The following is a 26780-nucleotide window of genomic DNA, read 5'->3' as shown; positions in this document are numbered from 1 at the left end:
CTGAAAGTTAACCCGGATCCTATACCTGAAGCCCCTGATTTAGCCGAAAATTTATGGAGTTTTTTTAATTTAGTTTGGTATTGATTATTTTAAAATGTTTCTTTATCTCATTATTTCCAACCAATTATAATGCTGAGCTCCCCTAAATCAGATATTCAACTGTGGCAGGCGGTGCGTATGGATGACCATACGGCATTTAATTCCCTGTTTGAGCGATATTGGAAGAGTCTTTATAAGACAGCTCATTATTACCTGGATGATACAGAAGCCTGCGCCGAGGTGGTCAACGATATTTTTGTAAGCATCTGGAACCGTCGCAAAGAACTGGAGATCGTTTCTTTTTATAGTTTTATGCAGACCTCTGTTCGTTTTCAGATCTATAAACGCAGGAAGGCTGTAAAATTGGAGATCATTTTCCGTGAACATCTTACCGCTGACAATCTGCATGAACCCAACCTCGGGGACATCCGTATCCAGCAGGAGGAGATCGATAAGGTATTCAGCGGATATCTTGACAAATTACCAAAAAGGTGCCAGCAGATCTTTGAGCTGAGCCGTTTTGATCGTCTTTCCAACCAGGAGATCGCCGAACAGCTACATATCTCTAAACGGACCGTTGAAAACCAATTAACACTTGCAGTAAGGCATCTAAAGGTCTGCTTTAAACACATTTATCTGATCCTGTTTATTTTTTTTAGATAATGCCCGGAGTCCCTATCAAGGAAAGAGCTGATCCAGTACTTGGTAAAAGACAAAATCATCAGAAAGCCATAAATGTGTTCAAATAATTTCCCGCTCTGAGTACAAAAGCCCCGATACATGTTCGTATCAGGGCTTTTGTTTTTATATGTACCGGTTCAATTCTGTTATTTGGGCCGTATTTCCCTATCCTAATTAGCACGTACGGGCATCGTATAACTCAGCGGCTTTTCGTTGCGCAACATTTTAGCGGCTTCGCCGGTTAGCCATAAATAATGATCACTGGGTTTGCCATCCATATCAATGAATTTGGCCGTATTACTCACAGGCGGTTTGTCGGTCACTTTAAAAATAGCGGTACCTTCATTAACCTCATCAAACATGGCTACATAAAGCATGGAAGCGCCGGCTTGTAAAGCCGTGGAGATCTGCTGCCAATAAAAACGCCCGCCCTGCCGCGGTATGGATGCCACCGGTTTAACATCATCCGGAAACTCATAGGTACTCAAGTTATGCCAACTAAAACCAGGATAAACACAGGGTACATATTCCAGGTGATTGGCTTTACACCATTGCATATCACCGATCATCAGATCGCGATAGCGATCCATATCATTATGCAGTAAAGGCGAAAAACGCTGTACAGTCCACGGTAATACGATATCTGCCTGTTTGATCACCTCGTGTAAAAACGGATCATTTAAACAATCAGCATTCAGATCGCGCCAAAAGGTGGGCACCCCCAGCATCACAGCGCAACCGCCATAAACCGGATCATGCTTTAAAAAGTCTATCAGTTTCAGGATGCCGATATTACGGATATTATACGGCCTGTCTGGAAAGCCAAGCCCCCAGATGGCTACCACAGGTTTGCCGTTATTATTAAGATAAGTTTTATTACCAGACTGGTTTGTGACCTTTAATGAATCAACCAAGTATTTCCAGTCGGCTATAATGGCCGAACAATCTTCGCCGGTAGCATTAAGGCCCGAAAGATCATACATGATAGCGATGGCTCTGTTATATTTTGAGGCGGCTTCCAGCGCGTTCTTAATCACAACGCCTGTTTCCCGGCGTCCACGCGCGCTTTTGGTATAGCCCATAAAGCGCTGCATAAAAACACCGTCAACCCCATATTGCTGCATCCATTTAAAATGCAGGTCCACCGTACTTTGATCATGCGAGCTGAATAGTTTGGCCGGGCTTCCGTCGGCCAGTTTAAACGGCGTAGCGTAGGTATTGGTGTATTCGCTTACATCGGGCCAGGCATCAATGCCGCAATGGCTCTCAGAGGCAAAATAATGACTAAAGGCCGATTTAGTACCGTCGCCCTCGGCCCTGAACCAACCCTGGTAACCGGCCATTACCAAACCATGATAAGTTGGGTACCGGGTAACTTTTGAATGTTTATTTTGCGCATAGGCCGCTACACTTAACATTAAAAAACACATGACTGCAAAGTGTATCTTTTTCATAATTGCATGAGGTTTTATTGAGGTTATTGGTTTTAAGCATTCAAAACGCCTGTCCAGGTTTGGGCCTAAACAGGCATTTTGATCATCATGTTAAAATTTAGACATTTAATAGCCTGGGTTTTGTGTCCAGGTGGAATTGATATACATATCGTTTTGTGGTATTGGAGCTAAATAGCGCTGGCTTATGTCGCCCGTAAAATTGATAGGGTTTTCATTACTGGCACGCGCTGCAATAACCTGAGGCAGCAACTGTAACCGCACAATATCAAACCAGCGTATACCAAACTCACCCGCAAATTCATAGGCCCGCTCATTAACTACCGCTTTCTGAAAGTCGGCCGCGGATAATCCTGTTTGAAGATTGGGCAGACCAGCCCTTGTCCTGACCTGGTTAACCGCCGCATAGACCGCCGCGGATGGCCCGCCGGAAGACATCGCCTGCGCTTCGGCATAATCCAGTAATACCAAAGGGTATCTGATAATATCTGTGGTTTTATTGGTGCTTGGATTGATGGACTGTATGGCATTTGCCGTTTCACTTACCCCATCACCCCCCAGCCCTGCCCTGAATTTTTTGTAATATGGATGACCTGCATGGGTTTCGGATGAATTCCAGGGTACTAATTTGAAGGTTATGTTATTGCCCGACCCTTGCCTTAATTTAAGCGTGGTATAAAAAGTAGCATCAGTACGATCACATTTTGGCGCATTCAAAAAGAAGTTTATCTCCGGATAATAATCATCCCAACCACCTGAGCCATCGGCGGCTACTTCATCCAAAGGCACGCTTGATGATCCGTAAGTACGATTGGGCGATCCTCCGCTAACGTTAAACTGGAGACCAAATATGGATTCAGAATTATTGTTAGTTGTAAACACTGATGCATAACTGCTCATCAGGTTATAGTTTCCGTTGCGTATAACAGTGTCGGCTTCGGCAGCGGCCAGGGCATAATTGGCCGTTTGTTTCAGCGGCCAGCCAGCCATGGTTAAATACACATCGGCCAACATGGCTCTTGCCGCCATTTGATTGGCCCTCCCTACCTGTTTGGCATCGCCATAACTAACCGGCAACCAGCTTTTAGCAATTTTAAGATCGCTGATGATCAAATTATAGATATCGCTTACGCTGGCACGTGGCGGCCGGTCATTCACCGATATTAACTTATCAACCAGCGGAACACCGCCGAAAGTTCGCACCAAATTATAATAGCCCCATGCACGTAAAAAGTAAGCCTGTCCTACTGCCTTATGTTTCAAATCATCGGTGGAGTTTACCTGCGCGTAATTGGTAATAACGTTATTGGCCTGGTAAATGGCAGTCCATGGACCGTTCCATTGAGCCTGCATACTGGCGTTGGTGCTGCTTCCGTTTAGCTGATCAAAGGCCCGCATATCGCCTTTATTAAGCCCGGGATCGGTGGTCAAATCGTCGGCGCCAAAATAGGAGGTGCTTTTGTTGGTAAATGCATAAGCGCCATCAACAGCGTACTTGGCATAAATAGATGCCACAGCGGCATCCAGGTCCGCCTGTGTTTTGAGGTAATTAACCGGTGTCAGGTTACCTTTTGGATTTTCGGTAAGCTGTTTTTTGCAGCTGAATATGGATGCTGCCAAAAATAAAGCTACCGTTATTGAATATCTTGTTTTCATCTTTTTATAATTTATATAGAAAGCAATTGGTTAATGTATTATAGCGTGGCTCTTAAACCCAATGTGTAGGTTTTAGGGTTGGGTATAACACCTGTTTCCAAACCTTGTGTAATAGCATTGGTTGCATTAGATACCTCCGGATCATAGCCTGGGTACTTAGTGATCGTCCAGATGTTTTGCCCGCTCACATAAACTTCAACGCTTTTAAAGCCGGCGCGGCTTAAAACTTTGGTTGGTATGGTGTAACCTAATGACAAGTTTTTAAGCTTGATATAGCTTGCGTTGTAAACAAAGCGACTGCTATTGATAAAGTTCTGACTGGTGCTACTGAATGTCGGGTTGTTGGTTTGATTTGTTGGTGTCCAGATATTCAGCGCCGTTGTCGACGTAGCATTTCGGGCATCACCCAAGCCACCTAAAGTATAAGGGGTGGTACCGCTGTAGATCTGGTTGCCATGTGTTCCCTGAAACATAAAGCTTAAGGTGAAGTTGCTATAACTTACATCGTTAATAAAGCCGAAACTGTATTTAGGCGTGCCGTTACCAATAGGCATCAGATCGGCACCAGTATATTTATGGTCGCCGTTAACATCGGTGTATTTAGCGTCACCAGGTTTCATACCAAATGTGGCTGCCTGTGCGGCTTCATTTGTTTTCCAGGTACCTAAGAACTGATAGCCGTAAAACTCACCTAAGGGCATACCCACTTTTAATATAGACACACCGGTTTGTGCCGAACCAATATTGTTTACCACAATGTTATCGTCACCGCCTAAACTGGTTATCCGGTTTTTATTAAAGGATATGGTAAAATTGGTTGACCAGTGCAGCTTACCAGCTAATGGGGTTCCTCCCAAAGCAAACTCAATACCTTTGTTATCCAGGCTGCCGATATTAGCCAAATAGGTACCGCCGCCATCATAAGCAGGTACCTGCTTGGCGTATAACAAATTGCTGATCTTTTTCTGGTAAGCATCAACCGTAAATGTTAAACGGCCTTTAAAAAACGACATATCTAAACCAGCATCAGTAGTGGTGGTGGTTTCCCACTTCAAAGTATTGGATACAGGCGTACCCAATGGGGTGGTGATCGATGCTGTTGTACCATCAAAGTAATAAGCCGGTCCGCCAGCTGAATATTGGGGTATGGTAGCGTAAGCAGCCACCGCCTGATTACCGGTTTTACCCCAGCTTGCACGTAATTTCAAGTCGGAGAAAACGTTCCATTTATCAATAAAACTTTCACGGGCGGCATTCCAGCCTAAGGCCACGGAAGGGAATGTGCTGTATTTTTGAACCAGGTGCGATGAGCCGTCAGAACGTAAACTGGCTGTCAGCAGGTACTTATCTTTGTAGGTATAATTAATCCTGCCCATGAACGATTGCAAGGCATCCTGGTAATATCCCGATGTAGTGAGCTGTGTAGTACCTAAGCCTAAGTTATAATAACCCAGTGCATAAGTTGACAGGTTTTTCGACTGCGCATTAATATTGGTGTTCTGATGGTTCTGAAACTCATATAAGGCGGTAACCGTTAATGAATGATCACCCAATTTTTTCTTGTAGGTTAAGAAGTCACTGGTTTGATAAGCACGGTATCTGCCGGTAGCCGCCGCGGCGTAGTCACCACCTACCAAACCTAAACTGGTTTGTAAACCATACAGCGTTTGCGTTAATTGTGACTGATTTTCATAGGTGTTATTTGATGTAAGGGTCAGATCATTGGTAATGCGATAGGTAAATATGCCTGTACCGGTTATATCGGTAGTGCTTACATCAACCTGCTGGTTATTAGCTTGAGCTACCGGGTTTATCTGGTTTGAAGCGTACTGAGACCTTAGGACATAGTTGCCGCTGGCGTCACGAACGGGAGAGGTTGGGTCCCATTGTGTGGCTTGTGCAAACGGATCAGTAATGTCACCGGAATAACCTGTATTACGGCTTTGCGGCAGTAAGGCGGTCAGATTTACTTTAAGATCCATCCTGTCGTTCAGTTTAATACCCAGGTTGGCACGCAGCGTGGTTCTTTTGTAGTACTGGTTAAGGATCAAACCGGGCTGATCAAGATGATTGAATGACACCAGGTAATTCACATTATCACCCCCACCGGATATATCACCCTGATAGCTCCTGATCCAGGGCTTTTGCTGCACAGCTTTTTGCCAGTCGGTACCCGGATTGTTTTTAAAATTAGCCAGATCGGCATCAGAAAACGCCGGAGGGTTTCCGGTTGTGGCAAACTGCGCGTTTAATGTACGGGCAAAATCATAGGCATTCATCAGGTCAAGTTCCTTGGGTACACTTGCCTTGCTGAACCAGGTGTTAATGTTGATGACAGGCTTGCCTGTTTTACCGCTTTTAGTAGTGATCAACACCACCCCATTGGCACCGCGTGAACCATAGATGGCCGTTGCAGATGCATCTTTCAATATCTCCAGTGACTGGATATCACTCGGACTTATCGATTCGATATTCCCCCCGATATAGCCATCTATAACATATAAAGGCTCTGTAGAACCGGTGATAGAATTGGCCCCGCGTATTTTTACACTTAGCCCAGCACCTGGTTGTCCACTGTTACTGGATACGGTTACCCCTGCGGTGGTGCCCTGTAAAGCCTGCTCTACCCTAACCAGCGGCCGTTTGGCTATTTCTTTAGCCGTAACCGTACTGGTAGCTCCCGTTACATCTCTTTTTTGTTGAATGCCATAACCTACGGCTACCACCTCATTTAAACTGATGGTTTTTTCGGCCATGGTGATATCCAGGGTGGTTTGGCCATTCAGTACAACTGCCTGGTCTTCAAAACCAACGTAGGTGAATAATAGTGTAGCCCCAGAAGGTGCGTCTATTTGAAACACGCCATTGGCATTGGTCAGGGCTATGGTGTTACTTCCCTGCATTTTTACAGATACCCCGGGTAGCGGCACACCTTTGCTATCCTTAACCTTGCCACTGATAGGCGCGGCGGCCAGGGCATATTTATTACCTTTTAAGTGTGTGGCCGTGGCATAACTGCTCCATGTTATACAGCATACCAACAGCATACATAAAAATCTTTTCATGCTCTATTGAAAATTTGGGTTATAAAAAATTGGTTTATTTAATTAACTGGGAGTAAATAACCTCTCGGGCATTAATAAAATCTTAATAACAGATTAATATAGCGATAACAAAAAGCCTCCGAATACAACACACTTAAATTCAAATATTTATATCGATAATAAATTCAGAATTTGATAGAAAAAGTTCCATATCCTTAGCTTAAAGGTGGGAGAAATACCTATAAATCATTTTGGTTTTTACGATTGATATAAACTTTCGGGTTGTGAAAACTGCACGTGGGTATCGTATGCTCCATAATAAAAAAACAATGTCCCCTTTCTCAAAACATTAAAGGGGACATTATTACGAAAATACAGATTAACTTAATCCTGATAGCGGATGAAACATAGAAACCAATCTATGAGACGTAAATACCTTTATTGGCTTAAGATACCAGTTTGAATTACTTTTTGTATTGATCCATCTTCATTAAAATACAACTTATCGACACAAACCGACCGTAAATTCCCGCGGCCGGAAAGTACACTGTTATGATAAAAGGCATACCATTGGCCTTTATACTCAACTACTGAGCCGTGACTGGTATCACAACCTGTTGGGTCAAGATAAACACCCCCATAAGTCCAAGGCCCCAGGGGACTTTTGCTTGTGGCATAATTTAGCCTGTTAGCTCCTTTGCCATTTACGGTATGATTATCCGCATAAGTCAGATAATAGATATTGTTTCTCTTGAATATCCAGGTTGCCTCATGGAAGTCCTGTAATCCCTCCATTGTTTTTAGCGGCTCTGCTATTTCCGTCATGTCACTTTTTAATTTTGTACCCACACATCTGCCGCCTCCGCCATAATAAAAATAGGCTTGTCCATCATCATCTACATACACGCAAGGGTCAATCATAGAACGACTGTCATCACCCAGATCAAGATATCCTTGTGCTACAAAGCCACCAGCAGGCTGAGTACTGGTAGCGATGCCAACCTTCCAGGTTTTATTCCAATCGGTTCCAGTAGGATGCGGGAAATAAAAATAATATTTACCGTTTTTATAGGCACAGTCTGGTGCCCACATAAAACCGCCCTCTTTGCGGCCCCAGGGTACGTCGCTTGCCTTAAGTATCTCGCCATGATCTTTCCAGTGTACCATATCATCTGTAGAAAACACATGGTATTTATCCATCAGATCGCATCCCCGTGGAGGGTCAACATCATGAGAGGGATAAACATATAATCTTCCATCGCTCCAAACATGGGCAGATGGGTCGGCAGTGTAAATGTTTCGTATGATAGGATTTTGTGCCTTACCCGCCAGTGGAAAAAAGAGATAGATAAGCAGGAGTAGCCCTGCAAATGTTTGTGTGTTTATTTTCATATTGTATAGCATGTTATTCGTGAGCAAATAACACACCGACAATTAAAAAAATGTTAATATTCCCTTAATCTGAAAGATTATTATAAATGAGGTACCGGTTTTATCGGAGGCTGATGCTGCCACATTTACAACAACGAAAATAAAGCAGCGGACATTATTTTAGTCCCAGCCTACTGCGCAAAGCGTCGCGGTAGGTACTTCCAATGGGGATTTTTTCGCCGTTAATGATGAGCTGATGTATTTCGATCATGGTAATATGTTTGATCGCTACTACGTACGATTTGTGCACCCGTAAAAAATCCGCCGCCGGTACCAAGTCAAAAATGTCTCCCATATTTTCGCGGATCAGGATATTCCTGTCTTTCAGGTGAACAGTGATGTAATTACCGTCTTTTTCCAGGTACAAGATCTCGCCTACTTTAACCTGGTAGGTTTGCGGACCGCTTTTGATAAAAACAGTGGATTCATCCTCATTGCTTATACCGTTTTTTGAAGATAGCGTTCCCGCAGCAGCTTTATTTATTGCCGCAAGAAAGCGCTCGAAAGTAATGGGTTTCAGCAAGTAATCGAGGGCGTTCAGGTCATAACTTTCCACGGCATAGTGGCTGTAGGCGGTGGTGAAAATGATCATTGGTCTTGGCGACAAAGTTTGCACCAGCTGCATCCCGCTGATATCGGGCATATTAATGTCGAGAAAAATGAGATCCACCTTTTCGCGGTTCAGAAACTCGATCGCCTTCATCGGTTCGCGAAAAGTGGCTTTCAAATCAACCAGGCTGGTTTTGTGGCAATAGCGTTCTATCACTTCAAGCGCCTTCGGTTCATCATCAATGGCAATACAGGTTATCATTCCAGGTCAATTTCAAGTTTAACAATATATTTCCCATGATCTTCATTAATCTGCAAGTTATGTTTACCTGGGTACAACAGATCCAACCGTCGCTTTACATTTTCGAGCCCGATGCCGCTTTTCTCGTCTTCCATCTTTTTGATAGCGCTATACTTTGTGTTTATGCAGGTAAAGATCAATTTTTGATCTGAAACAATGATGGCAATATCAATCCCTGAAGTTTGGCCGATAGAAACGCCATGTTTAAAGGCATTTTCTACAAAAGGGATAAACAACATCGGGGCGATGGTGATGCTTCCGGTTTGCGGAGGGTAATCAAATATCACTTTTACCTCATCATCAGCATAACGCAGTTTATTCAGGGTGATACAATCTTCCAGGTAGGCTATTTCTTTATTCAGCGGTACGCTGCCGGCATTGCTGTCATAGATCATATAGCGCATCATGCCCGAGAGTTTTGAGATCCCGTCGGCAAGCTCATCATTCCCCTTTTCCTGGGCCATTGAAAATAGGTTATTGAGTGTGTTGAACAGGAAATGTGGGTTGATCTGCGATTTAAGGAATTTGATCTCAGTGCTCAATTGGTAGGCTTCCAATTGATTGCGCACCAGTTCATTTCGCGCCCATTCCTTCAGGAAGAAATATGCTATCGAAAGCCCGGCTGTAGTCAAAAAAACAAGCAACATGGTGAGCTGCATATGCACCCAGTTTCCTATTGCAAAAAACGCGGCAGGGCTCTGCATAAGATGGTCAGGGCTGTTCTTGCCAGGATCAAAGCCTGGAGGCAAAGGCCCTATGGGCTGGTTATGGTTTAATTTGGCCCCAACTAGAATATAGTTGGCTATGAAGATCAGTATAAACCAGCCGGTTGCCATAGCGATGCCAGCAAGCAAGCTTTTATAGCGAAGTACCTTTTTAAATATCCAAAATATATTGCCGTAAAACAGCATGGCCAGAAAAGCGAGTGTGAAGTGCGAATAAGGGAAAATGGTATCCACAGCGCTTTTTTCCATGATCTTTCCGTTGTGGTTTACCCGCACCTTAATGGTTGAGCTGGTTAGCGAATCCAGCGTATAGTAAACACCTATCCAGAATGCCAGGTGGATCAGTATTTCGATGATATATTTGGCTTTAATGCGGCGCATTCTGTCAAAAGTATATTAAGCCTGGTTGAATCATAAACTATTGATGTCAATATAGTGATTTAGCCGATAAACAGTCAATTTTTGAAATCCGGGCTCATGGTTATCCGCAATTTGTTTTTGGCAAAACTCCAAATAACATATATTCATTTTACACCGATATGAAAGCGGTGTTCGTACCAAAGTTTTCGGCGGATTGAAAGGGCAAAGTATTATTGCTTAAAAATATCCGAAATATGAAAAAGCAATTTCTATTGTGTACAGTCCTTTTATCAGGCACTGTTATCGCCTGGGCCCAAAAGCCCGATACCGCACAGGTGTTGGTGCATTACAAGTTTTCCCATGTCAGGGATACTACCAACCGCGAGCACCCTTACACCGAGAATATGGTTTTGATTGTAGGCAAAACCGCGGGCGCTTACAAAAGTTATGACAAACGCTTGCAGGATGCGCTATTCAAAAAACAAGTGCAGGAACAAGAAGCCAATTCGGTCGACGGACATGTAAACATCCAGCGGAGATCGGCGGGTTCGGGTACGGAATATTACCAGTTTCCAAACGGAAAAAAAATGGTGAGGAAAGAACCGCTGCTGTTCAACAATTATCTCATAACAGATGCTTTGCCCGCTATTGACTGGAAAATAAGCGGCGATACAGCAACCTTTGGCGGTTTGCATTGCCAGAAAGCGACAGCTCGTTTTAAGGGAAGGGATTATACGGCCTGGTTCAGTCCTGATCTACCGCTGCATATAGGCCCCTGGAAACTCAACGGACTGCCGGGTGTGATCTTGGAGGCCTATGACACTAAAAAAGAAGTTGATTTTAAGTTTGACGGGATTGAAAAAGCGGTCATTTCCACAAAAAAAGATGATCGCCCCGCCAATCAAGCGTCGGATAACCAGGGACGAATGGCCGTCATGATCGGCATGGACGACCAGGATAGCGATCCGAATATCATCCAACTTCCTACCAAGGCCATCAAAACTACCGAAAAAGAGTTTGCCAATTTGCAGGAGGCGATGCGTAAGGATCCTAATGCTTTTGCACAGTCGATGGTAAATGCACAAGTGGCGGGCCAGGGCGGTGGCAGACCGGCGCCGAAAATCGATATAAAGGTAGGTCCGCCGCAGGTGATCAATAACCCTATCGAATTACCCGAAAAGAAATGAGCCAGTTTATAACATATGCCCGGTTGCTGGTTATAGCTTTGCTATTTTCGGCCCCGGGCTTTAGTCAAAGTATCAAGGGGATCGTGAAGGACAGCACTGGTAAAGCCGTGCCTTATGCCAGCATTAATCTGAAGAATAGCGCTACAAACAATATTATAAGTTATACAATTACCGATACCAAGGGAGCGTATACTTTGCCGCTCCCGGCCAATACGTCGGTGAGCGGCATGCTGATCGAGGTGCGCTGCATAGGCTATAAAAATCAGAGTAAGAACATTACGGATACGCAGGCACCTGTCGATTTTATCTTATCTGTTTCCATTAACCAGTTGCAGGCGGTAGTGATCAAAAGCAGCCGGCCAATGCTGCGGACGAGCGGAGATACCCTGAGCTATAAGGTGTCTGATTTCAGCAGTGTACAGGACAGGGTTATTGGTGATGTGATCAAAAAATTACCGGGTATAACAGTTGCGGCTGATGGTAAGATCAGCTATAATAATAAACCGATCTCCAACCTGTACATCGGCGGCGATAACCTGTTAGATGATAAATATAATATTGCTACTACCACTATTCCGCAGGGCGCGGTAGACCAGGTACAGGTGATCGAAAATCATCAACCTATTAAAGCGCTCCAAAATAAAGTGGTGAGCGACGATGTGGCCCTCAACCTCAGCTTCAAAAAAGGCGCTAAATTACAAATGGTAGGGCAAGAGAGCATCGGCGCGGGATTGCCGGGCAATTATAACGTGGATTTGAACGCCATGATGTTTAAGGATAAATACAAGGCCATTAATTACCTCAAAGGCAATAACACGGGCAACGACCTGCAGGAGGACCTGGTATCGCACAATTTTGCTGATTATATGCAGCGGATCGATAACGATGTGCCGGCCACTATGTTGTCGCTTGGTTCTGTGAATAACCCTGCTTTATCGCGTAACCGGTATTTGTTCAATCAGTCTGGCATCCTCAACTTCAATAACCTGGTGAACTTTAAAAAGAATGTGCAGCTCAAGATCAACGCTTATTATTTGCACGATACCCAGCGGCAGGATTACGGCCAGCACACCACCATTTTTTTGGCCGGAGATACTGTGCGCTATAACGAAACCCAGCACAACCGTTTCCGCCCGGATATACTGCATACCCAATTTACGCTGAACATTAACCAGGATAAATATTACCTGAACAATATCCTGTTGATGGATAATAACCGGTCAATCAATTATTCGGATCTGAACGCTAACGGCACTAAGGTAAATCAGGTATTCAAGGATAATGCGCTGAGTTTCTCCAATGAATTTAACCTGATCAAATCGTTAAGATCGAACAATATTATCCAGGCCTATTCTTATATCAGTCATTCGACGGAGCCGGAGAGCAGGACAATTGGGCCGGACTACAACAATGCAATATTTAATAACAACGTTCCTTACGCCCAATTGGGGCAAAATGTGAATGTGCCTACCTGGTTTACCAATAACTATGTTTCTTTTAAAATACCATCGAACCTCATCACACAAAGTTTCAGAACAGGGTTCAGCGTTCAATCACAACATTTGACTTCTGACCTGAACGTTGTACAGACTAATAATCAAAATAAACTGGAATCGGACAGTGCTATCAATCATTTGAACTGGAACAGGAAAAAACTGTATGCCGAGGCAGCTTATGATCTACCAGGGAGTATCCTTAAAGTGAACCTGACCTTACCGCTAAGCCTGCAACAGATCAATTATTCGGATAGCCTGTATGCGCTGAGCAAGAGTTTGACAAGATTGTATTTCAACCCGCAATTAAAGGTAAAATATCAAACCGGGATCGAGAACTACCTGACCTTCCTCTACAGTTACCGCAATGAAACGGGTACAATAGAAGACATGTACCAGGGTTATATCCTGAAGGATTACCGGACGCTTTACGCCAACAATGCCAACCTGACCGAACGGCAGAACCAACTGGTAGCCTTTGGGTTTAACTATCGAAAGGCGCTTACACTGTTTTTTGTCAGCTTGAACACCCTTTATAACCATATTGCTTCCAATAATATTGCTTCGCAAGTGATCACCAACAGTTTACAGCGGCGCGTGGTGCTACCCTATCCAAACGGTACTGATTCATGGACGGTGAATGGCACGGTTAGCAAATATTCCTTCGCATTAAAGACCACTTTTAGTGGTGGCATACAATGGCAAAGTAATAAGTTGGTGCAGATACAAAATAATGCATTGCTGCCTTTCAATACCACCTCGAAGACCGTTAATGCAGGCGCCGACACCAAAGTGAACGAACAGGTAAACTTTAGCTATAAGGCGACCTTTACCCAAACAGACAGTCATTCGGCAGTGGGGACATCGGCTTATCATATCAACCAGCTACTTCAACAGGCCTCGGTCAATTATAACCCTACATCCGGGTTGCAGTTCAAATTGTCGGGTGAGCATTACTTCACCCGCCAGCAAGGCAACCCCGATCTGAAATACTTTTTTGCAGATGCCTCGGCAAAATTCAGGATCGAAAAATGGAAAACCGACCTGGAGTTGAGTGCCGTCAACTTCCTGAATGTAAAAACTTATAATGCGCTTTACTTATCGGCCAATACGTTAACGGCCAGTTCGTACACCCTTCCGGGAAGGATTATCCTGCTCAAAGTGCTGTTTAATATTTAATAAATTACGTATTAGCTTTTACGATGATGTATTTTGATCAGATAATTGCCTTGGCGAAAAACCAAACATTTTTTTAAATGCAAACGAAAAATGCGACAGGTCCTCAAAGCCTACTTCGAGGTAAACGTCTGATGCACGCCTTCCTTTTTTATCGATCAGGAAATAGGCCTCTTTCAATCGCTTCTGGGTCAGCCACCGGCTTGGTGTTTCATGGAAAGTTTTTTTGAAATCCTGTTTGAAGCGGGTCAGGCTCCGGCCGGTTAAAAAAGCAAAACGTTGAACAGCGACGTTAAACCTAAAATTTCGGTTCATAAACGACTCCAGGTCGATGGTTTGAGGCATGCCAAAGTCGAACAGAAAATGGGCAAGTTGAGGGTTTGACTGGAGCAGGAGCAACAACAATTCTTCCCGTTTAAGATCAGCAAAAGAACTACTGATCGTACCTTGGTTGTTGTAATATAGCTTAAGTGATTCCAGGAAATTGTCGATCAGGTTATCCTTATTGATCCTGACAAAGGCATCATTAGATGCCTTCATTCCGCTTTTTAATTTATGTTTCTGCTGAAATTGTCTGAGAAAGGCTTCATCAAACATAACAATCACTTTTTCAAACTTGCCGCCCTCTTTTTGCTTATTATATCTCGCTAAATGGTTTTTTTTAACAATACAATATTCACCTGCTTTTAGTGTATAATTTATATGCCCGTCATACCCAATCATGCTCCCCTTTTCCAGATACAGGAAGAAATGCTCGGCAACAAAATGCTCTGATGAAATTTGTGGCCCTATATAGCAAGAAGTAATTTCATCGATCTTTTTCAGCATGCTTAAAGTTACTCTTTATTAATTTTTCACCCCTGGTGTCTCAAATCATATTTCCATGTTAATTAATGCCTTTCCACCACTGTTTAAAAACCTGGGTGCTATCCTGCAAACGAACAACTTCACCAATCATGGGTGTTGTAAGCCTATATGGCTTTGACCGGGAAAGCTCGGTAATTTTTACCAGCGGCTCGTCCCAGGGATGCTTTGCGAGGGTAAATTTAGAATGGTGAACCGGCAGCAGGTTTACAGCCTTAAGGTCCAGTGTTGCTTGTACCACTTCTTCGGGTAAGTTATGAACCGATTGCCAGGCTTTGTCATACTGCCCATCTTCCATAATGGCCCAATCCACCGGACCGTATTTTTTGCCTATTGCCACAAAGCGGCCATCGTAGCCACCATCGCCACTAATGTATATTTTTATCCGCGGTGTTTGGATGAGGTATGACATCCATAAGGCTTTTCCACGTGTAAAAACCCTACCTGATTCATGCTGCGATGATTCCGTATAAATCGTGACGCTGTCATTTACAGAAACACTTTCATACCAATCCTTTTCAATAATCTGTTGCGGCAAGTACCCCCAGCGCTCAAAATGCGCGCCGGTACCTAATCCGCAAACTACATGCTTTATCTTCCTCTTTAAGGCCAATACGGTTTCATAATCCAGATGATCGTAATGGTCATGAGATATCAGCAGGTAATCAATCGGGAGCATATCATCGGCAGTGAACACGTTACTGCCTCTGTAGGCTTTAGTTCCCCAGGGCAGTGGCGACGCTTTTCCGCTAAAGTTAGGATCAACCAGTATTCTGATACCGGCAACCTGTATAAAAACAGATGAATGACCAAACCATACAGCCACATCACCATCTATAGGGAGCTTTAATAAATTCGTTTTTATAGAAGGCAATGAATCTTTGGGTGCACGTCGTGGGTAATTTTTGAAGAGGGTTTTATATATTTCCCCGGTAATGCTGTATCCCTCGGTAATTGTAGGTTTTTCTACCAGGTTGCGGAAATGACCATCCTTAAAATGTGGCGATTTTTCTATTGCGGCCAATCTTTCACCAGAGGGCAATTGTCCAAACTGCGGGAGGCTTGTGTAAGCGCAGGCTGCTGCAATTAATATCAGTATAAGTAAAGTCAAACCCAGCACAAAGCGTTTAATTACTCTCATCAATTTTCCCATATTTTAATTATTTTGAATTGCCTGCACCAGCCAGTTCTTTGATATCCGCTATCTCCAATATCTTCTTCGGATAACCTTTGATCGCGGCGTTGATCATCGCCAGGCCAAGCTCCTGCAGGCTAACTATTTTTTTGGGGATCAAAAACTTCATGACCTTCACTATGAATTTGTATAATGGTTTTACATGCTGCTGTCCGGGTACCGGCAACATGCCGCCCGGGCGAAAATTATATTCGTTTTGGAAAGGCAGCTTCATCAGCGCGTTTTCTGTTTTACCTTTAATTCTTGCCCACATCACTTTTCCTTTTTCAGAACTATCTGTATGGCTGCCTGAAATGAAATTGAAGATCATTGCGGGATTTACTGTTAGCAGCGTTTGAGCAAATTGCATGGTCATATCATAAGTGATGCTGGTGTAGCTTTCCTCATTCATCCCAACAGAACTGATCCCGGCGCAAAAGAAACAGGCATTATAGCCTGCAAGATGTTCCTGAAATTTTCCTATCTCGAAGAGGTCCGGGACGATCAATTCCTTCAATTTGGTATGCTGTATTTCCTGGTGCCTGCGATTGATCATTAGTACTTTCTCAACAGCCGGATGAGCCAATGCTGCCAGCAATACGCCTTCACCCACAAAGCCAGAAGCCCCGGTGAGCATGATGCGCAGTTTTGAACCATCGGTATAATTAATTGGATTATGATGCATACAAAGTTTTATTTAAAGTTTTGCAAGTGGGTTTACATGGTTTACACAATTCATGGTTAACACCGATATATTTAACTGGCTATCAATTAAATAACTCAATATTTATATTATTTAATGGGTTTACATGTAAACCCACTTTATACCTCAGATGGCTTCTGCGAGTCATTACATTGTCCCTTATCTAAATATTTCTGACCATTAAATTTAAAACATGTTTTGAGATATCTGAACCCAGCCGTTATACAAACTTAACAGCATATGATCTTTATTTTACCTCACACCTTCACCGAGCCAAATTTGATCAGGCTTTCTGCCGTAGCCAGGATAGCTTCTTTATTACTTCGCGGTTGCCAGCCCAATATATTTCTTGCCTTTTCATTGCTGGCATTCCTATAACGCCCAAGCAGTGGTACCAAAGCTTTCGCTAATGGGTTAAACAATGCAGCAATCCGCACTATCCAATCGGGCATTTTTTTGGCAGATACCCTAACAGCTTTATCACCCAGATTATCCTTTAGCAATTGGGCTATCTCCGGTAGGGTTAAAATACCGCCAGCCAGAGCCAGGAAACGCTGACCCGCGGCTTCGGGATGTATCATGGCCCGAATATGCAGATCAGCTACATCACGTACGTCAACAATACCGAGCGTAATATTCGGGATTCTTTTCATACTCCCATCCAACACCCTCATCAGTAACTCGAAGCCGCTTGACAGATCCGGACTCAACGAAGCGCCGAATATCCCCATCGGGTTAATCACCGTAAGTTCCATCCCGCCGCTTCCGTTTTGCATAAATTCCCAAGCCGCCCTTTCTGCCAATACCTTGGATTTGTTATAGGCTGATAAGCCCTTTTCATTGGGATCAGTCCAGTCATCTTCTGTGATCAAAGTAGAAGTGTCTTTATGACTATACCCTACCGCGCCAAAATTCGAGGTCATCACCACCCGCTTCACATGAGCAGCGCTCGCCGCTCTAAGCACCCGCAGCGTACCTTCAACAGCCGGCAGAATCATTTCATTTTCATCCTTCGGGACGCTTAGACTAATCGGAGATGCAACATGCAGCACATAATCACAATTTTCAACCGCTTTAACCCAGTTGGCATCTTTAGTCAGATCCGCCTTAATAAACTGGAGGTCCTCAAATGACGTTATCCCCCCTGTTTTAAGCATTGATAATACATCTTCCTTACGGGGTAAAGAACGAACCGTAGTTTTAACCCGGTATCCTTTTTGAAGAAGCTGCACAATACAATGGGCACCCACAAACCCTGTACCGCCCGTTACCAATACCAATTCCTTTGATTTTGGATCTTTCATTACTTTCAAATTTTTGATATCACAAAGTTCAGCAGAAATAAGGGTACGTTACTTTGTTGAAAAGGCATATTTTACTTTGTTGTAAGGTTTTTATTAAAGGGCTAATTCTATCTTCCCGTTTAACCCAAGTCCAAGTCCAACCTTTGCCATAATTTATTATATAATTCCCTGTGTAGCAATACCTAAAAAAATTAACTTTATGAACAATCTTAAACCAAATGATAAAACTATTAACAGAACCTATCGGGAGCATCCCCCGTCCGGCCTATTTACAGCAAGCGATGGCTGCCTTTGGAACCGGGCAAATTAAAGCCGAAGAATTAAACCAGTTATTTGATCAGGCTACGCAGGAAACCATCAAAGAATTGGAAGCTACGGGTTCGCCTGTCATTTCTGATGGCGAGCAATCCAAACCAAGTTTTGTAACTTATCCTTTGCAGGGTTTTAAAAGCTTTGCTCCGGATGGCGTGGTAATTCCTTTCGCCGATGGGCATACCAGGCAGTTACCCAAACTTACGGCAGGCCCTTTCCATTATACCACTTTTGCCAATTCATATCTGCAAAAAGCCAAACAATTTTCGTCACTTCCCATCAAACAGGCCGTTATTTCCTGCTCGGCCATGAGTTTACTTTATCCCCAGGATGGCATTGATGGCTATTCGCGCGAACAATTTTTAACAGACCTGGTTAATGACGCGGCCTATGATATCAGAACTTGTTTGAATAACGGGGCATACAATGTACAGATTGATTTTACAGAAGCCCGGCTGGCTATAAAATTAGACCCGAGCAAGCAGTTACTTGCTGCATTTATTGATTTAAACAACCAGGTGTTGGACAAGTTTACAGCCGAAGAACAAAAGAGGATAGGCATTCATACCTGCCCCGGTGGCGACCATGATTCTACCCACAGCGCTGATATTCCTTACACAGAGCTACTCCCTTTGTTGTTTAAATTACATGCAGGTAACTTTTACCTGGAATATGCCGCCGAAAAGGACAAGAAAAGGGTTCTTGAATCGATAAAAGCAAACCTGAAACCTGATCAGCATGTATTTTTAGGGGTTACCGATGTGCTTGATCCACGGATAGAAACAGCAGAGCAGATCAGTGACCTGATCCTGGAAGCCGCGCAAATCATCCCTGTTCAACAATTGGGTACTACGGATGATTGTGGTTTTTCTCCTTTTGGTGACGATACTTCTACAGCCAGGGACATCGCGTTCTCCAAAATCCGCGCCCGGGTAGACGGAACCAGGTTAGCCGAGAAAATACTTTCCAATTGAAATCTACAGTAAAGCCTTCCTTAAAAGTTTTACTGAACCAATAAGAGCCCGGATAAGCCTGGGCTTTTATTGCTTTGGCCAACAAAATAACTAATTCTGTACGGTGACTGTTGGATTCCAGTAGTAATAGCCAAACAACACCGGATCAGCAAAACCCTCCTTGCGAACATATAACGCGAATTGAACAGTATAGTATTCGGTTCCGGTATTGATCACATTGGCCTGGTTAAACCAAAAATTCTGTGTAGAAAAATCTACCGGTAACGCAGCCCGATCAATAGGTAAAATACCTTGCCGGGTATAAACACTGAAAGTTAAATTATTAAATACTGTCGTACCTCCAAATTGGCTTAAGTTGTAAATGACTACTGCTGAGTCGAAATTGCTATTTTCAGAAACAGCATGCCAGCGAATTATATCTCCAACATTGGCTTTGATATTCAGGTTTGCCGTTCCAGACCCGGTAATAACATCGCTCCTGGTGGCCACCATGTACATATAGTTGTGTGGTAAACCGCTTGGATCCGCAGGGTCTTTGCTTGGATTGGGGTAATCAGCAATAATTGCATCCGTATCAATTACTATCTGGATATTGATTATTTCCTGTGAGGAAGAAAGAAGCTCATTATAAATCGCCACAATGGTAAGGTTAAAAATGCAGGTGTTTTTTAAGCTTTACAGGAGAAAAGAACGCAACTTCACGGTCTGTTTTTCTTATTCCCTATTACTGTACAAACCTGCCATTTAATACCCAACCGTCTAAGCGTATAAATACCCAATAAAAAAAATGAGTATTTATACGTTCAAAAAAGCTTTAACATGATCATGGATGAAAAAACATATTGTTAATAAAAAATGACCATAGAGATGATAACAAGCGATCTACTGATCAGAATTTCAATTAAAATTGCATATTTTCATGGCAGGCAAAATGTTAAGTATGAAAAGCAGGAAAGATGATATACCCAGGTATGATCTGGATCAGTTTAAGCATATACACCGCGAAGACACCCCTTCTACTTTTGGTTACAGCAACCTGGAAAAATCAGCCCGAATACCTGGTTTTGAAATGTATTCAAGCGAGGGACTGATCGGTGCTGTAGGTCCCCTGAAATCCGATTTTTACCGCATGAGCGTCACCGTACAAGGTACGCTGGATATGCAGATCGGACTTGATCATTACAAACACCAGCCCCGCACTATTTCACTAACTTATCCCAACCAGATCTTCGCCAAAAACAACATCAGTCCGGATGCCTTTGGTTATTATATGCTCTTCAGCAGCGACTTTTTAAACAGCATCATTCCATCGGTTAAAATAGGCGAAGAATTTCCCTTTTATGATGTTTCCGGCACACCCCTCTTCCGCTTAAGCGAATCTGAAATGGATAATATCATCCAGCTTCTTTTCAGGATCAATGACGAGCTAAGAAACCAGAATACAGGCCGGCAAAAAGCTATACAAATGTACCTGTACCTCATTTTGCTGGAGGCTAAAAGGAGCTATGAGCGGCAACAATTGCACATCGGTGCCGAACAGCAGGATAGCTCTGCCATGGTTTCGCGCTTCAGGAAACTGGTGGGTATGCACTATCTCACCAAACGTCAGGTAACCGACTATGCCGAATTGTTGGCCGTAAGCCCAAATCATTTAAACCGGGTAGTAAAAACCGTAACTGCAAAAACAGCGTCAGACACCATTAAGGACATGCTGCTTATGGAGGCAAAATCGCTGTTAAAATACACCGATCAAACCGTGGCCGAGATAGCCTACAAGCTTGATTTCAGCGACCCTGCCTCCTTCAATCGCTTCTTTAAAGCCGGAACACAGGAAACCCCAATGCTGTATCGCACAAAGCATGATTAGATCAAGATAAAGCATAAAACGGTATATAGCATCGCTCCAATATGTCTGCAACTTTGTGTTATACAAAAAGCAGATCTATGACAACTACATTTCAAAACAAAAAGATCATCGTAGCCGGTGGTTCATCAGGTATTGGCCTGGCCGCTGCAAAACAATTCGCCAACCAACAAGCCCAGGTAACTGTAACCGGGCGTAATGCCGATAAATTAAACGAGGCCAAACAAGCTGGCTTACAGACTGCCGCGATAGACAGCACCAACCGTGAAGCATTAGACACTTTCTTTAAAAATCAGGGGCCGATTGATCACCTGGTAATATCCTTAAGCGGCAGCAAAGGCATAGGTAATTTTGCCGAACTATCCTTACAAGTACTCCGTGAGGGCTTTGAAGAAAAGTTTTTCACCAATCTGAATACTATCCAGGCAGCCCTGCCTTATATCAATGCAGGCGGCAGTATTACATTGGTTACCGCTATATCGGCAACAGCCCAAATGCCCGGCACATCCGGACTTGGAGCTATCAATGGCTCCCTGGAGATCATGGTACCGGTTTTAGCCAAAGAATTTGCCGGCATCCGCATCAACGCCGTATCACCCGGAGTGGTCGATACCTCCTGGTGGGATTTTTTACCCGAACAAAACAAACAGGAAACCTTTAAACAATATGCTGCCAATATTCCTGTAGGTCGTGTTGGCAAACCCGATGAGGTAGCCAACGTGATCCTGTTTTTAGCCGGCAACGAATACATGACCGGCAAAGTAGTAGGCTGCGACGGCGGTATGGCTTAAATATTAAGTACATCATGTCGCGAAACCATCCTGATAAAGTCGTGTTTGCCCCCAACGTTGCATCGGTTGCTCATTTAAATTTGTATTGTTAATTTAAATAATACAATATGAGCACTTTAAATAAACAATTCACAGCAACGCTGTTGAAAAGCCCTAGTAAAGGCGGCTGGACCTATTTGATCTGGCCCGATTCGGTTAGCTTTTTTGGAACCCGCGGTCTGGTAAAAGTTAAAGCCACGGTTGACGGGCATCCATTCCAAAGCTCCTTTATGGCCCTGGGCGATGGCACGCACAAATTACCCATCAAAGCCGACCTGCGTAAACTTATTGGCAAAGAAGTAGGCGATACCGTAGCTATTAACCTTCAGGAGCGCATTTAACAGGCTCCGATAATTCTCTTTGAAAACCCGGCAATTCATGCCGGGTTTTCTTTGTTAAATTGTTACCTATCAGTCTTTTCGCCAAAAAAGTAAAACACTGGTAATGATCATTACAAAAGCGGTACCACCATGTATCAACAGATGGGCGGTATCATGTATTCCGTTGGTTGTTAGAATGATGAGCGCATCGGTTGCGGGTACAATAATCGCAATGGTAAATACCCATGCGGTTATCCGGCGCATACGCATCCATAAAAAGGGTAACAATACCAGGCCCGAAAAAGTATCACGGATACCTTTAATTTTTCCGTAAACAGCATCATCAGCGTTTGAAAAAGAAATACCAAAACCAGTGGCACCAACCTGCGGGGCTATCATAAAACGGATGCCGATAAAAATAATACCCGCAGCCAGCAGTAAAGTGATCCACCAGGACACTGAGCGCAGGCCCCAGGGCGTAAAATCAATTTGTGTCTTCATTTTTATTTAAATTAATACCACAAATTTCGTCCGCCTAAAATTTCTGTTCATGCACCTGGGTTAATAAATGAGTTTCGACCGGGTCCAGGAACAAACGTTTGCGTGAAGATAAATGGCCTTTTACGCTCTTCGAACGTTCTACTTTTTCAATAAAACCCTGCTTAAATTGCCAGTTTAAAAGCATTTTACTAATTTTAATGATTACTAAAACTGATAATGACCGGAAAACCAGCCACCATAAAAGAAATAGCCAAAATTCTTAATGTTTCTGTATCAACAGTTTCAAGGGCGTTGCACAAGCACCCTACTATTGGCATTACCACCCAATTGAAGGTGCAGGCACTGGCCGAAAAACTGGGTTATGAACCAAACCAGAATGCCATATCTTTTCAAAAAGGGAAAACCTATACCATCGGTGTTATTATTCCCGAATTGTCTGAAGCATTCTTCTCGGCTGCTATCAGCGCTATTGAAGATACGGCCTACAAAAGAAACTATACCGTTTTGATTGCCCAATCGCATGACAACGAAGAAAAGGAGATCCAGCTGGTTGAAAAAATGAAAAACTCCCGTGTTGATGGTCTGCTGATATCTGTGGCCAAAACCACATCGTCATTTGCTCACTTCGACATGCTGAAGCGTTTTAATATTCCCGTTGTGTTTTTTGACCGTATCCCCCCGCTTAAAAACATACATTACGTAGCCTGCAATATGGAAACCGGCAGCATTGAGGCCGTAAACTACCTGTTACAAAAAGGCCACCGCAGCATAGGTCTTATTAACGGACCGGCTACCCTGGCAGCCAGTGGCGAACGCAAGGAGGGCTACATCAAAGCCATGACCAAGAACAGGTTAAAGTTTGACCCTTCATTAATAGTAGGCTGCAATTTAACCGAAGAAGGTACCCGGGCTGCCCTGGATGGCCTGCTCGCCCACAAACGCCGCCCTTCGGCTATTGTTACTTTTAATGATTATGTGTCTTTATACGCCATAAAACATGCCCGCAACCTGGGTATCAACCTGGATAAGGACCTGCAATTTGTGAGTTATGCCAATTTACCCATCATCAACTATATGGATTATGCCCCCGTGGCATCGGTTGAGCAGTTCCCCTACCTCCAGGGGCAAAAAGCTGCCGATATTTTATTAGATCTCCTGTCTCGCAAAGAACAATCACCGGATGAAGTGCAGGCCTATTACAATGTGATAGTAGAGTCGCAACTGATCGAAAACAAAACCAGAAACAGCTATTGAAATTGTGAATACTGCACTATTCCAATCAGGCGCCGGTTTTGAACTTATCTTAAAGGATTGTCAATTAAAAAAACAGGCAAACGTTTGCGTGAAAAGTTTAGCGGTTTATTAATTAGGTTTGGTTTAAGCATTCAAAAAACCTTAAAAAACTTAGTAAATGTTTGATGTTATTCTAAAATCCTTTGGCCTTATTGCTCACGATTATCATATTGAAAAATTTGGCGAAGGATTGATCAACCGAACCTGGAAAATAAGCAATTCTAAAAACGATAATGAGTATATACTACAGCAGATCAATAAAAACGTTTTCAGAACACCAGAAAATATAGCCCAAAATACCAACAAGATAGATGACTACTTATCAAAGCGTTACCCCGATTATTTGTTTGTAGCATCCTTACCTACAACCGGCGGCGATTACCTGGTAAAATATACCGATAACGAATACTACCGCCTGTTTCCGTTTATTAAAAATTCCATCACCCTCAATACGGTACAAACCCGCGACGAAGCTTTTGAGGCCGCCCGCCAGTTTGCCAAATTCACCAACTTGCTGGCCGGCTTTAATGTAAGTGGCCTGCATTATACCCTGGATGGCTTCCACGACCTGTCGGGCAGGTTTGAAACTTTTAAACGGGTGGTAAAAAACGCAGGCGCCGAACGATTGGCCGAAGCCAGCGATACTATCGATCAGGCTTTCCGGCACCGGGATATTGCCGATGTGCACCAATCCATCATGCACGACCAGCTGATACCCCTGCGGGTTGTTCACCACGATACCAAGATCAGCAATATCCTGTTTGATGCCGATCATAAAGGCCTGTGTGTCATCGACCTGGATACGGTGATGCCGGGCTACTACATCAGCGATGTGGGTGATATGATGCGTACCTACCTCTCCCCTGCCAACGAGGAAGAGCAGGATCTTTCCCTAATCAATGTGCGCGAAGATTTTTTCGCAGCTATTGTGGAGGGCTACCTTTCGGAAATGAACACCAGCCTTACCGAGGCTGAGCGCGAGCTGTTTGTGTATTCGGGCAAGTTTATGATCTATATGCAGGCCATCCGATTCCTGACCGATTACCTGAACAATGATATTTACTATGGTTCCAGCTATCCCGGGCATAACCTGCTAAGGGCCCGTAACCAGTTTACCCTGTTGGAAAAATACATGGCATCCGAAGATAAATTTATGCAGATGGTGTCCTCGACTCAAAGCCAGCCCAAATGATGTTGGAAAAACTTTTTAAACCTTAAATTTTAACACTTTTCTGGCCAAAAATGGATTAAAAACGCTTGAAAATTGATTCAAAACCATCGATTTTAACACTTTTTAACAAATTTTAACACGATTTTGATGTGTTTTGAAAACTTTAAAAAGTATTAATTTATTGACTATCAAATAACTACATACAAAACAACCTGTTTTTGCTCCTCTTTGGCCCTTAACCAAACAGCCCGCTCCTCTGGTAAAAGAGAAGCGGGCTGTTTGGCTTTCCGTAAATATACGAAAATTTTGCGGGATTATGATAAGGTATAGTTCTTCAATTATATCACCAGCGACAGATGTTTGATCATATCATCGGTCATGGCTTCCAGGTTAAATTTGGCCTGCCAGCCCCAGTCTTTTTGGGCTTCGCTGTCGTCAATTGATCGCGGCCAGCTGTCGGCTATTTGCTGGCGAGGGTCGTTTTCGAGGTAGCTGATGGTAAATCCGGGAATGTGTTCGCTGATCTCGGCTGCCAGTCCGCTGGGGGTACAGCTAAAACCGGCCAGGTTATACGAGCGGAATACTTTTAGTTTTTCCAACGGGGTTTGCATCAGCTCTATCGTACCACGGATGGCATCGTCCATATACATCATGGGCAGGCGAGTATCAGCAGAAAGGAAACATTGGTAGTTTTCGGTGGCAATGGCATCGTGAAATATCTGTACAGCGTAATCTGTAGTGCCTCCGCCGGGTGCTGCTTTCCAGCTGATAAGACCGGGATAGCGGATACTGCGTACATCCAGGCCGTATTTTTCGCGGTAATAATTGCACCAGTTTTCGCCGGCCAGCTTACTGAAGCCATAAACCGTTTGCGGATCCTTTTCGCCAAACTGCGGGGTGTCATCCTTGGGTGAACCCGGACCGAACACCGCGATAGAACTGGGCCAAAAAACTTTTTCGACACGGTAAGCTACCGACAAGTCGAGCACGTTAAGTAAACCATTGATGTTAAGATCCCAGGCATAACGGGGTTTGGTTTCGCCGGTGGCGGATAACAACGCGGCCAGCAGATATACCTGCTTGATACGATACCGCTCAAAAATGGTTTTAAGCCGCTCTATGTCATTAACATCGGCTTGTACAAACACGTCGCCCTTTAACATCTCACGTGGCCTTATATCGCAGCTAATGACCTGATACGCGGGCCAGGTTACCTTTAAAGCATCAATTAACTCGGTGCCTATCTGCCCGTTTGAGCCTATTACTAAAATACTATCCATATCCGGTTTAAAAACCGAAAATTAGGGATGATTAACCGAAAAAGGGGCAGTTAGTTCCTTCAATTTCTACACAAACGTTTGTTAATGATGGGTTTTA

Annotated in this window: 23 protein-coding genes; 9 read left to right on the top strand and 14 right to left on the bottom strand. The window is 43.6% G+C overall.

What is annotated here, in order from left to right; all coding sequences use genetic code 11:
• The first annotated feature begins 129 nt into the window (after positions 1-129).
• Positions 130-702 (top strand): sigma-70 family RNA polymerase sigma factor, encoded by a 573-nt coding sequence (locus AC57BQ_RS02520; RefSeq protein ID WP_496404778.1) that lies wholly within the window; start codon positions 130-132, stop codon positions 700-702.
• A 188-nt stretch (positions 703-890) separates the two neighbouring features.
• Here the strand turns inward: AC57BQ_RS02520 and AC57BQ_RS02515 are convergent, their stop codons facing one another.
• From AC57BQ_RS02515 to AC57BQ_RS02490, 6 genes are all read right to left on the bottom strand, one after another.
• Positions 891-2174, bottom strand: a complete 1284-nt coding sequence (locus AC57BQ_RS02515; RefSeq protein WP_496404777.1) for a glycoside hydrolase family 99 protein — start codon at positions 2172-2174, stop codon at positions 891-893.
• A gap of 105 nt (positions 2175-2279) precedes the next feature.
• Entirely contained in the window at positions 2280-3827 is a 1548-nt protein-coding gene (locus AC57BQ_RS02510) for a RagB/SusD family nutrient uptake outer membrane protein (RefSeq protein ID WP_496404776.1), read from the bottom strand.
• Positions 3828-3865: 38 nt separating this feature from the next.
• A complete protein-coding gene (locus AC57BQ_RS02505) occupies positions 3866-6892 on the bottom strand; it encodes a SusC/RagA family TonB-linked outer membrane protein (protein WP_496404775.1) in 3027 nt (1008 codons plus the stop codon).
• Positions 6893-7309: 417 nt separating this feature from the next.
• Positions 7310-8263 (bottom strand): family 43 glycosylhydrolase, encoded by a 954-nt coding sequence (locus AC57BQ_RS02500; RefSeq protein WP_496404774.1) that lies wholly within the window; start codon positions 8261-8263, stop codon positions 7310-7312.
• Between the two features lie 154 nt (positions 8264-8417).
• The gene (locus tag AC57BQ_RS02495; protein ID WP_496404773.1) at positions 8418-9113 is read right to left on the bottom strand and encodes a LytR/AlgR family response regulator transcription factor; all 696 of its coding nucleotides are present in this window, start codon (positions 9111-9113) and stop codon (positions 8418-8420) included.
• The gene (locus tag AC57BQ_RS02490; RefSeq protein ID WP_496404772.1) at positions 9110-10258 is read right to left on the bottom strand and encodes a sensor histidine kinase; all 1149 of its coding nucleotides are present in this window, start codon (positions 10256-10258) and stop codon (positions 9110-9112) included. The genes AC57BQ_RS02495 and AC57BQ_RS02490 overlap by 4 nt, the downstream gene beginning before the upstream one ends.
• A gap of 233 nt (positions 10259-10491) precedes the next feature.
• Between AC57BQ_RS02490 and AC57BQ_RS02485 the strand changes: the two genes are divergently transcribed.
• Positions 10492-11424: a GLPGLI family protein gene (locus AC57BQ_RS02485; RefSeq protein WP_496404771.1), complete on the top strand. Its 933-nt coding sequence runs from the start codon at positions 10492-10494 to the stop codon at positions 11422-11424.
• A complete protein-coding gene (locus AC57BQ_RS02480) occupies positions 11421-14096 on the top strand; it encodes a carboxypeptidase-like regulatory domain-containing protein (protein ID WP_496404770.1) in 2676 nt (891 codons plus the stop codon). The genes AC57BQ_RS02485 and AC57BQ_RS02480 overlap by 4 nt, the downstream gene beginning before the upstream one ends.
• Positions 14097-14114: 18 nt before the next feature.
• Here the strand turns inward: AC57BQ_RS02480 and AC57BQ_RS02475 are convergent, their stop codons facing one another.
• The 4 genes from AC57BQ_RS02475 to AC57BQ_RS02460 form a co-directional block, all read right to left on the bottom strand.
• Entirely contained in the window at positions 14115-14921 is an 807-nt protein-coding gene (locus AC57BQ_RS02475) for a helix-turn-helix domain-containing protein (RefSeq protein WP_496404769.1), read from the bottom strand.
• A 58-nt stretch (positions 14922-14979) separates the two neighbouring features.
• Positions 14980-16098, bottom strand: coding sequence for an MBL fold metallo-hydrolase (locus tag AC57BQ_RS02470; protein ID WP_496404768.1), 1119 nt, complete (start codon positions 16096-16098; stop codon positions 14980-14982).
• A gap of 19 nt (positions 16099-16117) precedes the next feature.
• A complete protein-coding gene (locus AC57BQ_RS02465; RefSeq protein WP_496404767.1) occupies positions 16118-16816 on the bottom strand; it encodes an NAD-dependent epimerase/dehydratase family protein in 699 nt (232 codons plus the stop codon).
• Positions 16817-17091: 275 nt separating this feature from the next.
• Positions 17092-18138 (bottom strand): SDR family oxidoreductase, encoded by a 1047-nt coding sequence (locus AC57BQ_RS02460; protein ID WP_496404766.1) that lies wholly within the window; start codon positions 18136-18138, stop codon positions 17092-17094.
• Between the two features lie 218 nt (positions 18139-18356).
• Between AC57BQ_RS02460 and AC57BQ_RS02455 the strand changes: the two genes are divergently transcribed.
• Positions 18357-19424, top strand: coding sequence for a cobalamin-independent methionine synthase II family protein (locus AC57BQ_RS02455; RefSeq protein WP_496404765.1), 1068 nt, complete (start codon positions 18357-18359; stop codon positions 19422-19424).
• Between the two features lie 90 nt (positions 19425-19514).
• Here AC57BQ_RS02455 and AC57BQ_RS02450 read toward each other — a convergent pair whose 3' ends face one another.
• The gene (locus AC57BQ_RS02450; RefSeq protein ID WP_496404764.1) at positions 19515-20063 is read right to left on the bottom strand and encodes an inclusion body family protein; all 549 of its coding nucleotides are present in this window, start codon (positions 20061-20063) and stop codon (positions 19515-19517) included.
• Positions 20064-20364: 301 nt separating this feature from the next.
• Here AC57BQ_RS02450 and AC57BQ_RS02445 point away from each other — a divergent pair, with 301 nt between their 5' ends.
• The 3 genes from AC57BQ_RS02445 to AC57BQ_RS02435 all read left to right on the top strand — a co-directional run bounded on the left by AC57BQ_RS02445 (position 20365) and on the right by AC57BQ_RS02435 (position 22459).
• Positions 20365-21291: a helix-turn-helix domain-containing protein gene (locus AC57BQ_RS02445; RefSeq protein ID WP_496404763.1), complete on the top strand. Its 927-nt coding sequence runs from the start codon at positions 20365-20367 to the stop codon at positions 21289-21291.
• A gap of 77 nt (positions 21292-21368) precedes the next feature.
• Positions 21369-22079, top strand: a complete 711-nt coding sequence (locus tag AC57BQ_RS02440) for an SDR family oxidoreductase (protein ID WP_496404762.1) — start codon at positions 21369-21371, stop codon at positions 22077-22079.
• Positions 22080-22186: 107 nt separating this feature from the next.
• Complete coding sequence (locus AC57BQ_RS02435) at positions 22187-22459, top strand: DUF1905 domain-containing protein (RefSeq protein ID WP_496404761.1); 273 nt, start codon at positions 22187-22189, stop codon at positions 22457-22459.
• Positions 22460-22528: 69 nt separating this feature from the next.
• Here the strand turns inward: AC57BQ_RS02435 and AC57BQ_RS02430 are convergent, their stop codons facing one another.
• Both AC57BQ_RS02430 and AC57BQ_RS02425 read right to left on the bottom strand, forming a co-directional pair.
• Entirely contained in the window at positions 22529-22939 is a 411-nt protein-coding gene (locus AC57BQ_RS02430; RefSeq protein ID WP_496404760.1) for a DUF4267 domain-containing protein, read from the bottom strand.
• Between the two features lie 34 nt (positions 22940-22973).
• A complete protein-coding gene (locus tag AC57BQ_RS02425) occupies positions 22974-23123 on the bottom strand; it encodes a hypothetical protein (RefSeq protein WP_176851937.1) in 150 nt (49 codons plus the stop codon).
• Between the two features lie 32 nt (positions 23124-23155).
• On the opposite strand from AC57BQ_RS02425, the gene AC57BQ_RS02420 reads away from it, so the two are divergent.
• Both AC57BQ_RS02420 and AC57BQ_RS02415 read left to right on the top strand, forming a co-directional pair.
• Positions 23156-24193: a LacI family DNA-binding transcriptional regulator gene (locus AC57BQ_RS02420; protein WP_496404759.1), complete on the top strand. Its 1038-nt coding sequence runs from the start codon at positions 23156-23158 to the stop codon at positions 24191-24193.
• 157 nt (positions 24194-24350) lie between these two features.
• On the top strand, positions 24351-25424 hold the full coding sequence (locus tag AC57BQ_RS02415) for a phosphotransferase enzyme family protein (protein WP_496404758.1): 1074 nt from the start codon (positions 24351-24353) through the stop codon (positions 25422-25424).
• A 317-nt stretch (positions 25425-25741) separates the two neighbouring features.
• On the opposite strand, the gene AC57BQ_RS02410 is transcribed toward AC57BQ_RS02415, so the two are convergent.
• Positions 25742-26683 carry an NAD-dependent epimerase/dehydratase family protein gene (locus AC57BQ_RS02410; protein WP_496404757.1) on the bottom strand — a complete coding sequence of 314 codons (942 nt, stop codon included), beginning with the start codon at positions 26681-26683 and terminating at the stop codon, positions 25742-25744.
• Positions 26684-26780: the final 97 nt, after the last annotated feature.

This window comes from Mucilaginibacter sp. BGA-UO-ETr-C110 (genome assembly GCF_059567985.1).
Note: the sequence above shows the minus strand (reverse complement) of the source record. Positions and strands in the feature narration are given on the sequence as shown.

Coding starts and splice junctions, on each gene's coding strand:
- AC57BQ_RS02520 (WP_496404778.1), top strand. CDS start 130: ATGCTGAGCTCCCCTAAATCAGATATTCAACTGTGGCAGGCGGTGCGT.
- AC57BQ_RS02515 (WP_496404777.1), bottom strand. CDS start 2,174: ATGAAAAAGATACACTTTGCAGTCATGTGTTTTTTAATGTTAAGTGTA.
- AC57BQ_RS02510 (WP_496404776.1), bottom strand. CDS start 3,827: ATGAAAACAAGATATTCAATAACGGTAGCTTTATTTTTGGCAGCATCC.
- AC57BQ_RS02505 (WP_496404775.1), bottom strand. CDS start 6,892: ATGAAAAGATTTTTATGTATGCTGTTGGTATGCTGTATAACATGGAGC.
- AC57BQ_RS02500 (WP_496404774.1), bottom strand. CDS start 8,263: ATGAAAATAAACACACAAACATTTGCAGGGCTACTCCTGCTTATCTAT.
- AC57BQ_RS02495 (WP_496404773.1), bottom strand. CDS start 9,113: ATGATAACCTGTATTGCCATTGATGATGAACCGAAGGCGCTTGAAGTG.
- AC57BQ_RS02490 (WP_496404772.1), bottom strand. CDS start 10,258: ATGCGCCGCATTAAAGCCAAATATATCATCGAAATACTGATCCACCTG.
- AC57BQ_RS02485 (WP_496404771.1), top strand. CDS start 10,492: ATGAAAAAGCAATTTCTATTGTGTACAGTCCTTTTATCAGGCACTGTT.
- AC57BQ_RS02480 (WP_496404770.1), top strand. CDS start 11,421: ATGAGCCAGTTTATAACATATGCCCGGTTGCTGGTTATAGCTTTGCTA.
- AC57BQ_RS02475 (WP_496404769.1), bottom strand. CDS start 14,921: ATGCTGAAAAAGATCGATGAAATTACTTCTTGCTATATAGGGCCACAA.
- AC57BQ_RS02470 (WP_496404768.1), bottom strand. CDS start 16,098: ATGAGAGTAATTAAACGCTTTGTGCTGGGTTTGACTTTACTTATACTG.
- AC57BQ_RS02465 (WP_496404767.1), bottom strand. CDS start 16,816: ATGCATCATAATCCAATTAATTATACCGATGGTTCAAAACTGCGCATC.
- AC57BQ_RS02460 (WP_496404766.1), bottom strand. CDS start 18,138: ATGAAAGATCCAAAATCAAAGGAATTGGTATTGGTAACGGGCGGTACA.
- AC57BQ_RS02455 (WP_496404765.1), top strand. CDS start 18,357: ATGATAAAACTATTAACAGAACCTATCGGGAGCATCCCCCGTCCGGCC.
- AC57BQ_RS02445 (WP_496404763.1), top strand. CDS start 20,365: ATGAAAAGCAGGAAAGATGATATACCCAGGTATGATCTGGATCAGTTT.
- AC57BQ_RS02440 (WP_496404762.1), top strand. CDS start 21,369: ATGACAACTACATTTCAAAACAAAAAGATCATCGTAGCCGGTGGTTCA.
- AC57BQ_RS02435 (WP_496404761.1), top strand. CDS start 22,187: ATGAGCACTTTAAATAAACAATTCACAGCAACGCTGTTGAAAAGCCCT.
- AC57BQ_RS02430 (WP_496404760.1), bottom strand. CDS start 22,939: ATGAAGACACAAATTGATTTTACGCCCTGGGGCCTGCGCTCAGTGTCC.
- AC57BQ_RS02425 (WP_176851937.1), bottom strand. CDS start 23,123: ATGCTTTTAAACTGGCAATTTAAGCAGGGTTTTATTGAAAAAGTAGAA.
- AC57BQ_RS02420 (WP_496404759.1), top strand. CDS start 23,156: ATGACCGGAAAACCAGCCACCATAAAAGAAATAGCCAAAATTCTTAAT.
- AC57BQ_RS02415 (WP_496404758.1), top strand. CDS start 24,351: ATGTTTGATGTTATTCTAAAATCCTTTGGCCTTATTGCTCACGATTAT.
- AC57BQ_RS02410 (WP_496404757.1), bottom strand. CDS start 26,683: ATGGATAGTATTTTAGTAATAGGCTCAAACGGGCAGATAGGCACCGAG.